At 67.8% G+C, this 12,484-nt stretch carries 9 protein-coding genes; 5 read left to right on the forward strand and 4 right to left on the reverse strand.

The genetic code is table 11. The features are described from left to right. The coding region (locus tag AB0J16_RS58185; RefSeq protein ID WP_358557580.1) for a ricin-type beta-trefoil lectin domain protein at nucleotides 1-729 on the forward strand (729 nt) is incomplete at its 5' end. Nucleotides 730-815: 86 nt separating this feature from the next. On the opposite strand, the gene AB0J16_RS58190 is transcribed toward AB0J16_RS58185, so the two are convergent. The 3 genes from AB0J16_RS58190 to AB0J16_RS58200 form a co-directional block, all read right to left on the reverse strand. Next, nucleotides 816-3,638 (reverse strand): glycoside hydrolase N-terminal domain-containing protein, encoded by a 2,823-nt coding sequence (locus AB0J16_RS58190; protein WP_358557583.1) that lies wholly within the window; start codon nucleotides 3,636-3,638, stop codon nucleotides 816-818. A gap of 178 nt (nucleotides 3,639-3,816) precedes the next feature. Then, nucleotides 3,817-4,824, reverse strand: a complete 1,008-nt coding sequence (locus tag AB0J16_RS58195) for a lectin (protein WP_358557586.1) — start codon at nucleotides 4,822-4,824, stop codon at nucleotides 3,817-3,819. A gap of 704 nt (nucleotides 4,825-5,528) precedes the next feature. Beyond that, complete coding sequence (locus AB0J16_RS58200) at nucleotides 5,529-6,296, reverse strand: FadR/GntR family transcriptional regulator (protein WP_358557589.1); 768 nt, start codon at nucleotides 6,294-6,296, stop codon at nucleotides 5,529-5,531. Nucleotides 6,297-6,414: 118 nt separating this feature from the next. Here AB0J16_RS58200 and AB0J16_RS58205 point away from each other — a divergent pair, with 118 nt between their 5' ends. Genes AB0J16_RS58205 through AB0J16_RS58220 form a run of 4 tightly spaced genes read left to right on the forward strand, consistent with a single transcriptional unit; the run spans nucleotide 6,415 to nucleotide 10,654 of the window. Next, a complete protein-coding gene (locus AB0J16_RS58205) occupies nucleotides 6,415-7,695 on the forward strand; it encodes an extracellular solute-binding protein (protein WP_358557592.1) in 1,281 nt (426 codons plus the stop codon). A gap of 28 nt (nucleotides 7,696-7,723) precedes the next feature. Beyond that, complete coding sequence (locus tag AB0J16_RS58210) at nucleotides 7,724-8,662, forward strand: sugar ABC transporter permease (protein WP_358557595.1); 939 nt, start codon at nucleotides 7,724-7,726, stop codon at nucleotides 8,660-8,662. Further along, the gene (locus tag AB0J16_RS58215) at nucleotides 8,662-9,489 is read left to right on the forward strand and encodes a carbohydrate ABC transporter permease (protein ID WP_358557598.1); all 828 of its coding nucleotides are present in this window, start codon (nucleotides 8,662-8,664) and stop codon (nucleotides 9,487-9,489) included. The genes AB0J16_RS58210 and AB0J16_RS58215 overlap by 1 nt, the downstream gene beginning before the upstream one ends. A gap of 1 nt (nucleotide 9,490) precedes the next feature. Further along, nucleotides 9,491-10,654: a mandelate racemase/muconate lactonizing enzyme family protein gene (locus AB0J16_RS58220; protein ID WP_358557600.1), complete on the forward strand. Its 1,164-nt coding sequence runs from the start codon at nucleotides 9,491-9,493 to the stop codon at nucleotides 10,652-10,654. Between the two features lie 96 nt (nucleotides 10,655-10,750). Here the strand turns inward: AB0J16_RS58220 and AB0J16_RS58225 are convergent, their stop codons facing one another. Further along, on the reverse strand, nucleotides 10,751-12,235 hold the full coding sequence (locus AB0J16_RS58225; protein ID WP_358557603.1) for an arabinofuranosidase catalytic domain-containing protein: 1,485 nt from the start codon (nucleotides 12,233-12,235) through the stop codon (nucleotides 10,751-10,753). Nucleotides 12,236-12,484: the final 249 nt, after the last annotated feature.

Consider the following 12,484-nt stretch of genomic DNA (forward strand, 5'->3'; position numbering starts at 1 on the left):
CTGCAGTCGCACTTCAACAGCGGCAGCCCGTACAACAGCAACTACCGCACCACCATCTCCAGCTTCGCCGCCCTCGGGGTGGACGTGCAGATCACTGAGCTGGACATCCAGGGCGCCTCTCCGCAGACCTACGCCGCCGTGGTCAACGACTGCCTGGCGGTGGCCCGTTGCGCCGGCATCACGGTGTGGGGAGTACGCGACCAGGACTCCTGGCGGTCCGGTGACACCCCGCTGCTGTTCAACGGCGGCAACAAGAAGCCCGCCTACGACGCGGTCCTCAACGCCCTCAACGCCGCCAACCCCGGCCCCACGCCCACTCCGACTCCGACGCCGCCCGGCGACAATGGTCAGATCAGGGGTGTGGCCTCCGGTCGCTGCCTGGACGTGCCCAACGCCACCACCACGGATGGCACTCAGGTGCAGTTGTGGGACTGCAACGGCCAGTCCAACCAGCAGTGGAGCTCGACCTCCGCGGGTGAGGTCAAGGTGTACGGCAACAAGTGCCTGGATGCCGCCGGCACCGGGAACGGCGCGAAGGTGCAGATTTACAGCTGCTGGGGCGGCGACAACCAGAAGTGGCGCGTCAACTCCGACGGGACCATCGTCGGCGTGCAGTCGGGGCTGTGCCTGGACGCCGTCGGCGCGGGCACCGGCAACGGCACCCAGATCCAGCTGTACTCCTGCTCGGGCGGCAACAACCAGAAGTGGACCTGGAACGGACGTTCCTGAAGCCGCGTCGGTAGGCCCATGGCTTCGCCGCAACCGGTGGCCGGTTGCGGCGAAGCGCGCGCGACGGTCTGCGAGCGTCGTCGGGTTCACCCGCCCGTGATGGTCCATTGGTTGTTGGTGCTGTTGTTCGGCGTCCACATGCCCACGGTGGAGCCGGCTGTGCTGTTGCCCATGCCGTCGAGGGCCGTGCCGGTGCCGCGGTTGATGATCTGGTTGCGGCCATTGCCCGTGCTGTTGAGGCGCCACTGCTGGTTGTTGCCGCCGTCCCACGCCGCCTGCCTGGCGTTGGCTCCGTTGGCGGTGTTGCCGAAGCTGTCGGCGACCATGCCGTTGGCCCGGTTGACGATGCGGTACCACCCGCCGCCCAGGTCCACGAGCTGCCACTGCAGGTTGGTGCTGCCGTCCCAGTTCCACTGCTTGAGGTTCGCCCCGGAGGCGACATTTCCGCCACTGTCCAGCGCCAGGCCGGTGGTCGCGTTGGTGATCCGCACGTAGCTCGGCGGCACGGGGCCGGACCCGGTCACGCGGTACGTACGACCGGCCTGGCCGGTCAATCTGATGACGTCGTTCTCGGGTTTGGCGACGCTGACGGTGTCGCCGGTCGTGGTGTCGACCACCTGGTAGGTACCGGCGAAGATCCGGCAGCGCACGTTGACCGTCCCGTCACGGTCGAACCTGATGAGGATCTCGGTGGCCCCCCCGGAGCTCCACGTCGCGTCCACGGTGTAGCCGCCGCGTCCCCGAAGACCCTGGACCTTCCCGCTCGGCCAGGCCGACGGCAGCGCGGGCAGCACGTGCAGCTCGCCGTTGTGGCTCTGCAGCAGCATCTCGGCGATGCCGGACGTCGCGCCGAAGTTACCGTCGATCTGGAACGGCGGGTGCAGGTCGAACATGTTCGGCGCGAGCCGGGCCGTCGTCACGAGAGCGCGGATCAGGTCGTGCGCCCGCGTGCCCTCTTCCATCCGCGCCCAGTAGTTGATCTTCCAGGCCAGCGACCAGCCCGTACCGTCGTCACCGCGCAGTTCGAGGGTCCGCCGCGCGGCGGTGTACAGCGCGGGGGTGCCGCGCTTGGTGATCTGGTTGCTGGGGTGCAGGCCGTAGAGGTGGGAGATGTGCCGGTGGTTCTGCTCGGTCTCGACCCAGTCGTACAGCCACTCCTGGATGTTGCCGCGCGAGCCCACCTTCATCGGCGCGAGCCGGTCCCGGGCGGCCAGGACCCGCGTACGGAAGTCGGCGTCGACGTTGAGTGCCTGGGCGGCGTTGGCACAGCCGTTGAACAGGTCACGCAGGATCTGGTTGTCCATCGTGGGTCCGGCGCAGATGCTGACGCCCGCGTGGTGGTTGAGTTCGGGGGAGTTCGATGGGTTCGTGACCAGGTAACCCAGGCTCGGCTCCTGCACGAGGGTCTCCAGGAAGAACTGCGCGGCCCCCTTCATGGCCGGGTAGTACTGCCGCAGGAAATCGAGGTCGCCGGTGAACAGGTAGTGATCCCAGATCATGGTCGACAGCCACGCGCCGCCGGTCTGCCACATGCCCGCCGCGGCGAAGTCGACGACCGACGAGGCCCGCCAGCCGTCGGTGTTGTGGTGGGTCACCCAGCCGCCGGCGTTGTACTCCACCCGGGCGGTACGGGCGCCGGTGACCGTGAGGTCGTTGATCATCTTGAACACCGGTTCGTAGCACTCCGGCAGGTTCGTCGTGTCGGTCGGCCAGTAGTTCATCGGCAGGTTGGCGTTGAGCGTGTACTTGGAGTCCCACGATGGGGTGAGTGAGTCGTTCCAGATGCCTTGCAGGTTGGCCGGCTGGGTGCCCGGACGCGACGATGAGATCAGCAGGTAGCGGCCGTACTGGAACAGCAGCGCGGAGAACTGCGGGTCGTTGGTGCTCGCGTGCTGCGCGATCCGGACGTCGGTCGGCTGGTCGGCCGCCGACGTGCGGCCGAGGTCGAGCGTCGTCCGCCCGAACAGCCGCTGGTAGTCGGCGACATGCCGGGAACGCAGGTCGTCGTAGGTCCTGTCGTCGGCGGCGTCCAGGTGGCGCCGGGCGATGCCCTGGTAGTCCCCGCTGACATTTGTGTAGTTCACGTAACTGGAGCCGATGGAGATCAGCACTGTCACGCTGTCGGCGGCTCGCACCTGGAGCGTGCCGCCGGAGCTGCTGACGCTGCCGCCTGTGGCGACCGCCCGGGCCAGCGCCAGGAACTTCACCTTGCCCGCGATGCCCCGCTGGTCGCCGGAGATCCCGTCGAGCGCCACTGTCGTGCCGTCCGGGCTGGAGCGTGTCGTCCGCTGCGGGCTGTCGAACGTCGCGGAGAACGTGATCGAGCCTGGCTTGTCGGCGGTCAGGCGCATGGCGATCGCCTGGTCGGGCGCGCTGGCGAGGACTTCGCGCTTGTACCGTACGCCGTTCTGCAGGTACGTCACCGTCGTGGTGGCCGTGGTCAGGTCGAGGAGACGGTTATACTCCGAGGCCCCGGAGGCGCTGCCGAAGGTGAGCCGGAGGTTGCCGACGGGCTGGTAGGCGAGCTGCCCGGCGGGGTTGCCCAGCATGTTCTGGTCGACGAGGCTCTGGGCCTGGCTCCACTGGTTCTGGAAGACGAGCTGCCGGATCTGCCCCAGCGCCCCCGCACCCTTCGTGTTGCTCTGGTCGTACGGCCCGCCGGCCCAGATGGTGTCCTCGTTGAGCTGCAGCCGCTCGGTGTCGACGTTGCCGAACACCATGGCGCCCAGGCGGCCGTTTCCGATCGGAAGCGCACGCAGCCACTCCGTGCCGGCGCTCTTGTCGTACCAGAGCGCCAGGTCGTTCGCGGCGCGCACCTCCGGAGGCGCTACCGACCCGGCCCGGGCCGCGGCCGTCCATTGCAACGGCAGCAGCGCGGCTCCGGCTCCAGCCGCGCCGAATCTCAGCACTTGTCTTCGCGATAAATCAGACATCTCGGTTCTCCAAGCCCATGGGGGTTTCGCGGGCGGTCGGCCTCCGTCGGTTACGAGCACGAGCCCTGCACCGCGTACGTGCCTGTGTGCTCGTGGCCATCGCCGGGGCGATGACTCGTCCCGGCGATGGCGCGTGGTCAGCCGTCACGGGTTGTCAGACGCGGGTCCATTGCTGGTTGGTGGCGCCGGTGCAGGTCCAGATCTGCACCTTGGTGCCGTTGGCGGTGCCGTACCCGGACACGTCCAGGCACTTGTTCGCCCCCACCGCCGTGATGCTCCCGTCGGCGTTGGGGCGCCACTTCTGGTTGCTCTGCCCATTGCAGTCCCAGATGATCACCGCGGTGCCGTCCGCCGTCCCGGCCCCGTTCACGTCCAGGCACTTGCCGCCGTAGACCCGCAGCTCACCGGAACTGGTGGCAGCCCACTGCTGGTTGGCCTGCCCGTTGCAGTCCCAGATCTGCGCCTGCGCGCCGTTGGCCTGCGAGGCTCCGCTGACGTCCAGGCACCGCCCCGACCCCACACCCTTGAACGCGCCTGTCGTCGGCGGATCAACTGTCGGCGTCGGCGTCGGATTCGGGTCGCTGCCTCCGAACTGTGCGAAGAAGTTCCACACCACTGGCCTGGTCCAGGACTTCTCGCCGGGCTCCAAGTCGCCGGGCTTGCCGTCCACGGGACCGGGGGTATGGCCGGCGTCGAACGCCGCCCATGCGACCGGATACCCGGCCCGGCACCCCGAGTAGTTGGTGACGATGTGCGTAAGGCTGCCTTGCGCCGGCTCCGGCGGGTTCTGGGGGGTGCAGCCGTTGTTCCTGACGAACCTGTCACGTAGCGACCGGCCCGTGGAGATGTTGAGCACCGGATCCCTGAGGCCGTGCAGCCCGATGTACGCGATGGGCTCGTTGCCGCCGCTGCACCCGCTGAGCTGCCCGCCGGAGTAGACCGCCACGGCGCGGAAGACCGTCGCCCTGCTGCACGCGAGCGAGTAGCTCATGCCACCGCCGTAGCTGAAGCCCATGGCGAAGCGCTGGGAGGTGTCCACACAGAGGTCCGCCTCGATACGGCGGATCATGTCGTCGACGAAGGTGATGTCCTCGCCGCCCGAGTTGGCCCAGCCGTTGTTGAAGCCCTGGGGCGCGACGAAGATCGCGGTGTTGTTCGACAATGCCCTGAGCCCGTAATAGGACCAGGGGTACCCACTGGTTCCGCCCCCGTCGACATCGTTGGCGGTGCCGCCATTCCAGTGGAATCCGAAGATTAATCGGTAAGGGGTTGTGTTGTTGTAGTTGTCTGGAATTCTCAGGATATAGCTGCGATTTTTCCCGCTGGTGGTAATCGACTGAGTACCGCTTCTCAGCGTCGGGGCCTTGCCGCATCCAGCGGTGCCCGCTAGGGCGCTCTGCTGTGCGAGAGGCGGGGACGCGCTGTCGCCCAGCGCCGTATGCACCGTGGCCAGGACGACGAGCAGTACAGCGGAAGCGATAGCGGTGAGGAGGTATCTAAGCCTCGACATCACGGAAATTCCTTTCCCTTTTTTTGGCAGGACAACGTAAAAGGGAAGCCACTTCTACCGCCTTTTCCGGAATTTTCCGGAAGTGAGGGTGTTAGCGCTCACTCAACGCCTCCGTAATGGGACCTCCTTTCTTCCTGGCGGCTGGAGGCGATGATGCAGCGGAGCAAATAGGACCGTGACAAGACCTGTCAAGGCTCGGCCTTCACGACATTGAGGGTCTGCGTCTGAGATGACCCCGTCGCTCCGGCGCCTGACCAGGAGAAGCGGCCATGGCCACCACTGGCGCGTCGCGATGAAACTTTCACGGCGGTCAATCGAATCGTTCCGCGCGCCCGGTCTCGCGGGGCGTACCCGTGCTAACGCAGGAGCCGTACGGGATCGGCCGATCCGCTGCGGCGGACGATCCAGGCCTCGGTGATGTGATGGAACATCGCCTCGGCGGCGCCCGCGGGATCGTGGGCGGCGATGCGTTCGTAGACGCGGCGGTGGCCGAGGTTCGACGCCACGCACAGGGCTCGCTCGGTCCGGCCCATGTACCGGGCGGTGTTGATGACCTGGCTTTCCATCGCCCGTACGACGCCACGGGCGATGCGGTTTCCCGACGCCCGCATGATCGTGTCGTGGAAGGCGCGGTCGCTTTCGGCGTACGTGACCGGGTCGGCCACGAGCTCGTCCATCCGATCCACCAGTGCGCGCAGCTGCTCGATGGTGTCCGGCCCGGCCAGGCGGGCGGCGACGTTGGCCATGTCGGACTCCAGCACGCGCCGCGTGACGACGAGGTCGTCGAGGATCGCCAGGCTCTCGTCCGCGGCGATGGCCGCGGCGAGGACGAGCTCGTCGAGCATGTCCCACATCACCGGAGGGGTCACCATGGTGCCGGAGCCCTGACGGACCCGTACCAGTCCCTTCTCCTGCAGGACTTTCACCGCTTCCCGGACGACGGTGCGGCTCACGGAGAAGGCTTCGCACAGCGCGGGCTCGGTGGGCAGCGGCGTCCCCGGCGGGTGCACGCCGCGAACGATGCGCTCCACCAGCTCGGCGGTCACCGCTTTGGCGAGACTGGCCGGACGCTGGGCCCAGGCCGGTGCCGGGACAGCGCTGCCCGTTTCCTGCGATGCCGTCATATCCCCCTCCCGTGGCCTGGATCAGTCTACATGTCCCCTCTTGACCGTAATACGTCATACGAATTATGTTTCCCGGGGACGGCCGGGCGTATCGGCCGCTCTCGGAGGGTGAACAGCTATGAAGCAGCGAGCGTTGTGGTCGGTCCTGCTTGCCGCGGGACTGGCCGTGGCCGGCTGCGGGAGTGCGGCGCGGACGGAGTCCCCGGCCGGCGGAGACTCGCAGCCCAAGTCGCGGAAGCTCGTGGTGTGGGACTGGAAGTCCGGCGAACCGGCGGCGGCCACCTACATCGAGAAGGCGAAGGCCGACTTCGCCAAGCGGCATCCCGGCGTCACCGTCGAGTTCGTCGCCCAGCCCTTCGACCAGTACTACACCTTGCTCGGCACGGCCATTCAGTCCAGCAAGGGACCCGACGTCATGCTGTTCAACGGGGGCGGACAGCTCCGCGATCGGGTCGCCGCGCTCCTTCCGCTGGACCAGTACGTGAGCGAGGACAAGAGCCGGTTGGCGGGCTGGGACGCCTTCAGCAAGGACGGCAAGACCTACGCTGCGCCGGTGACCCTGCAGGGCCACCCGATCTACTACAACAAGGCGCTCTACGAGAAGGCCGGTCTCGACCCGGCGAACCCGCCCAAGACCTGGGAGGAGTTGGTCAGCGGCTGCGCCGCCATCAAGAAGGCGACCGGAGCCGCGTGCTTCGCGCTCGGCAACAAGGAAGGCATCGGCATCCAGTTCTTCATGTCGGGCCTCGGCTCCGGCATCCTGACGCCTCAGGAGTACGACAACTGGATCGCCGGGAAGCGTGACTGGACCTCCCCCCACGTGAAGCGGATCTTTCAGCTGTGGAAGGACACCGGCGACAAAGGGCTGAACAACGACGGTGCCAACTCCACCGCGATGTTCACCGACATCTTCCGAGTCTTCGAGACCGGTAAGGCCGCGCACATCATCGGGCTGATGTCGGACGTCGGGCACTGGAAGGACTTCGCCGAGTTCCTGCCGCCCGACAAGATCGGCGTCATGCCGGCCCCGGTCGTCACCGGCGGAGCCACGCCCAGCCTTCCGTACGACGGCGGCATCGGCTACGCCGTCGCCAAGTGGACGAAGGACCCGAAGCTGGCCGCCGATCTGGTGCGATCCCTGACCTCGACCGACGCCTTGACCGCGTTCTACGCCAAGGCCGGCGCGATCGCGTCCGACACGACGATCGACGTCTCTCAGGCGGGTCCGGCCGTCGCCGCGATCGTGCCCGAGATCAAGACCGGCAAGCCCGCCCTGCATGTCGCGCTGTCCTCAAAGACTCTGGACCTGATGGGAAGACTGTCCCAGCAGCTCCTGAGTGGTTCGACCACCGTGGAGAAGGCTGTGGAGCAGTTGGCCGCCTCCGACCGGACGGGCTGACCGGGTGCCGATCGGAGGTCCGCCGCCGTTGGTCCGACCGGCTGGCTCCGGGCGGGCCGACAGGGCGACCGTCAAGCAGCTGGGACACCGCCAGGACGCCCGTAGGGGGCGCGCGGAGCGCCTCGCACCCTACGTTCTGGTGGCCCCGGCCGTACTGATCATCGTGGTGCTGCGGCTGTGGCCGCTGGTCCTGGGGGTCAACTTCTCCTTCACGGGTGACGGAGAGCTCAACGGAACACCTGTCGGCCTGGGCAACTACCTGGAGCTGGCCGGTGACCCGTTGTTCCGCACCTCGCTGGCCAATGTCGGGCTGCTGGTGCTGCTGCTGCCCGTGGCGGTGGCGATCCCCGGCCTGCTCGCGACCTTCATCTATCTGCGGGTGCCCGGTCACCGGGTCTACCGCAGCGTCTACTTCTTCCCGGCCGTGCTCTCACCGGTGATCGTCGGTGCGATCTTCAACCTCATGCTCGGGTTCGACGGCCCGTTGAACGCCGTCCTCGGGGCGGTCGGTGTCGGCCCGGTCGACTGGCTCGGCGATCCGGGCATCGCCATGTTCACGGTTGTCGGCGTGCACATATGGGCGACGTTCGGGATGGCTCTGGTGGTGTTCCTCGCCGGGTTCAGCACCCTGGACGCCTCGCTGCTGGACGCCGCCCGCGTGGACGGCGCCTCGGTCGGCCAGATCGTCTGGCACGTGATCATCCCGAGCCTGACGCGCACCATCCAGTTCGTCTTCGTGACCACCATGATCGGCATGCTGACCTCCATGTTCGGCCTGCTCTTCGTCATGACCGGCGGAGGCCCGGAGGGTTCGACCTACCTGCCGGAGTTCTACATCTGGCACCAGCAGGGACAGCTGAACCAGCCGGCGCTCGCCTCGGCCGCCTCGACGGTTCTCTTCGTCGTCATGCTCGTGGTGGGGCTCCTGCAGATCACTCTGCTCCGGCGCGCGGGGAGGCAGGACTGATGCCCGGCAGGCGTCCGGCCAGGTGGGTGGCCGCTGTCTCCATGGCCGGTCTCGCGCTGGCGACGATCTACCCTCTCGTGTTCACCGCCAACGTCGCGATGAAGACCCGCCGCGACTACATCCTCGACCGGTTCTCCCCAGCGGGTGCCCTGCGCTGGGACAACCTCGCCGAGGCGTGGGCCGGCGCGGGAATGGCACGCTACTTCGTCAACTCGCTCATCGTCGTGGCCTTCGCCGTGACCTTGTTGTTGCTGCTGGGATCGATGGCAGGCTTCGCGCTGAGCCAACTGCGCTTCCGCGGATCCTCGGTGATCTTCCTGGGCTGTCTCGCGGGGCTGTTCATCCCCTTCCAGGTGATCATGGTGCCGCTCACCAGGGTCATGGCCGACAGCGGGCTCATCGACACCTATCCGGGGCTGATCCTGGCCTACGTCGCGCAGTTCCTGCCGTTCACCGTCTTCCTGATGACGAGCCACTACAGGACCATTCCGGTGGAGATCGTCGACGCGGCCAGGATCGACGGGAACACGGTGTACGGCGTGTACCGGCGGATCATGCTGCCGCTGGGAGTTCCGGCGCTGCTGTCGGTCGGCATCCTCGACGCCTTGTTCTGCTGGAACGACGTGCTCATCTCCCTGCTGATGATGCCGTCGCCCGAGCATCGCACCCTCATGATCGGGGTCAACGCGCTGCGCGGACAATATTCCGACGACATCCCCACCTTCGCCTCGGGAGTTCTGATCGCCGCGGTACCCGTACTGATGATCTATCTGTTCCTCCAGCGGCAGATCGCCGACGGCGTCACCGCCGGTTCCACGAAAGGCTGACATGCGCATCACGGCATATCGGACCACGACGACGGTCCAGAGATGGGGCCGTCCTGTCGGTGACGCCAACGGCGTCTTCGCCGACGGTGTCGTCTCGGTGCCGGTCGTCATGGTGGACACCGACGAGGGGATCACCGGCATCGGCCTCGGGCCGCACGTCGAGATCGACACCGTGTTCGCCGCGATCGAGGGGGAGGACCCGCGCGGCGTGACGGCTCTGTACGACCGCATGCTGCGGCAGACGTTCAAGGCGGGCCACGCCGGCGCCGTGTTCGGCACGATCGGCGCGCTCGACACCGCCCTGTGGGACATCAAGGCACAGGCGGCCGGTGAACCGCTCTGGCGGCTGCTCGGCGGACGCGACCGGCAGGTTCCCGCCTACGCGTCGGGCCTCGACATCGGCCTGACCGACGACGAACTCGTCTCGGCGTACCAGGTCTACGCCCAGCACGGCCTGCGGGCGGCCAAGCTCAAGGGCGGCCTCGACATCGAGCGCGACCGGCACCGCCTGACACTGGTACGGGACGTCCTGACCGAGGCGAGGCACGGATCGCGGCCGGGCCTGATGCTCGACGTGAACGAGGCCTGGACCCGCAAGCAGGCGGTCCGGCACGTCTGCGAGCTCGAACGCACCCTGGATCTCACCTGGATCGAAGAGCCGGTACGGCGGTGGGACGCCGAAGGCCTGGCCGTCGTCGGCAACGGGATCCGCGCCTCCGTCGCCACCGGGGAGAACCTGACCGGGCTCGAGCAGTTCCGTCCGCTGTTGGCCACGGGGGCGGTCGACATCGTACAGACGGCCGCGGTCTGGGGGGTGACCCACTTCCTCCGGGTGTCCGCCCTGGCGCACGCCCATGACCTGCCGGTCAGCCCGATCGGCACCACGCCGGTCGGGCTGCTGCACGCCGCGACGTCGGTGCCGAACCACCTGGCCAGCGAGCTGCAGGATCTGCACCCGCCGGTCGGGATGTCGCTCGACCTGTACATCGAGGACGGCGCCTTCATCCTCGGAGACGCGCCGGGTCTCGGCATCACGATCGACCAGAACGCGATCAACGCGTTCACCCGCCGACCGGACGCCAGGGCCGCGGAAGGCCCCAACATCCGGCCGGAGCACGCCGGACGACGGCTGCTGGAGGTCACCGGCGGCTTCCATCAGGCCTAGTGCCAGGTGCCCCTCGCCGGGTGCCGGTCACCGCCTCCCCCTGCTGGGTCGAGCAGGGGGAGGCGTCCGGGTTCGCCGAAGGTTCGTGAGACCGGGTCAGCGGTAGCCGGCGGCGCTGACGTTGGTCTGGACGGCGTTCTCGGTGGCGTCGGTGGGATAGCCGGCGACCATGGCTCCTTCGTAGAAGGTTCCGGCGCTGAGATTGGCGCCGCCATCGGGCTTGCAGCAGTCGCCGCCGCTGCCCAAGATGATGGCCCCCTGCTTCTTCATCGGGTTGTAGCCGTTGGGCAGCTGGCCGTCGTACAGGGTGTACAGACTGCCGGACTGCGCGTTGCCGCCCTTGATGGCGAACCGGCTGGTGCCGTTGTTCTTCAGCGTGGCGGTGACGAACTTGTGGGGGAGGGCCCGCTGGTTGGGGTTCCACGACTGGCTGCCGCCTGGGTACAGACCCCATTCCAGGTCGGCCTGGACCCAGGGGCCGCCCCCGGAACAGCCGCCGAACCAGCACTGGGTGCTGAAGTTGATGGCGTCCATCGCGCCGGCGGCGTCGGCCTTCCTGGTCGTCTCGCTGTTGCCGTAGTCGAAGCAGCAGCCGCCGTTGACGTGGGTGCCGCTGGTCACCATGTACATGCCCTCGGGCGCGGTCCCCGTGGGCACGCCGGTCAGATGGCCGTCACGCCAGTAGCTGTTGCCGGGATTGATGTAGAGCGAGTACGCCTTGCCGCCGCCGACGGTGAGCGACTCGGTGGTCGCGATCGCGGGCCTGCTCTGAGGGGAGCCGGGGACCACGCTGGATCCTTGGTACCACAGGTCGTTGCCCCGCCCGGACTGGTCGTACACGACGGTCATGACGCACGTGGTGCCGGTGCAGAACGAGTCCTGGGCCGCTGCGTCGGCGACACCGCCCGCGGTCAGCACGCCGATGTTCCTGGTCGTGTTGTCGGAGGAGCGCCTGACCTGGTACAGGCTGCCGTTGTAGGAGCCGTAGAGCGCCCGTGTCGTGCTGTGCGCGGCCACGCACGGCGTGCCGCCGGAGGCGTAGATGTCGCACGGGCGCGCACCGGGCGGCTGCGGGGTCGGGGTCGGCGTCGGGGTGGGCTCGGCTCCGGTGGTCCATTTCTGGTTGGTGCCGCCGTGGCATGTCCAGATCTGCACCTTGGTGCCGTTGGCGGTGCCGTTCCCGGAGACGTCCAGGCACTTGTTCGCGCCGACCGCGGTGATGGTGCCGTCGGCGTTGAGGCGCCATTTCTGGTTGTTCTGTCCGTTGCAGTCCCAGATGATCACGCTGGTGCCGTCGGCGGTGCCGGCGCCGTAAACGTCCAGGCACTTGGTGCCGTACACCCGCAGCTCACCCGCGGCGGTCGAGGTCCACTGCTGGTTGGACTGGCCGTTGCAGTCCCAGATCTGCGCCTGCGCGCCGTTCGTCTGCGAGGCGCTGACATCCAGGCAACGCCCCGAGCCCACGCCCACCAGCGGCGTCGTCGCTGCCGAGGCCGGTGCCGACCAGGTCAGGGCGGTGGCCAGGAGCGTTGCCAGCGCCGCCACCACGGCTGCGACGACGGCCGCCCGAGAACGCCTCACACGGCCCGGTAAGGGAACGGATGAAGGCTGCATTGTCGTACTCCTTGGAGGTAGGGCGAGACGGAGACAGCCGCGCTCGGAGACCGGTGCGAATCGATTCGCCAACGTACTGATCAACTGAGGAGGGGGAGACAGCGGTGTACGGCGAAGCACATACGACGGGCGGACGGCGTGTCAAGGCTCGGTCCTGTCCGGCTGCCTGCCGGAACCCCTGCCCGGCGGCACTCATCGGCCACGCTCATAGCCGGG

It is taken from the genome of Nonomuraea sp. NPDC049750, from assembly GCF_040659625.1.
In the GTDB taxonomy this organism is placed as follows: Bacteria; Actinomycetota; Actinomycetes; order Streptosporangiales; family Streptosporangiaceae; genus Nonomuraea.

Coding starts and splice junctions, on each gene's coding strand:
- AB0J16_RS58200 (WP_358557589.1), bottom strand. CDS start 6,296: ATGACGGCATCGCAGGAAACGGGCAGCGCTGTCCCGGCACCGGCCTGG.
- AB0J16_RS58205 (WP_358557592.1), top strand. CDS start 6,415: ATGAAGCAGCGAGCGTTGTGGTCGGTCCTGCTTGCCGCGGGACTGGCC.
- AB0J16_RS58215 (WP_358557598.1), top strand. CDS start 8,662: ATGCCCGGCAGGCGTCCGGCCAGGTGGGTGGCCGCTGTCTCCATGGCC.
- AB0J16_RS58220 (WP_358557600.1), top strand. CDS start 9,491: ATGCGCATCACGGCATATCGGACCACGACGACGGTCCAGAGATGGGGC.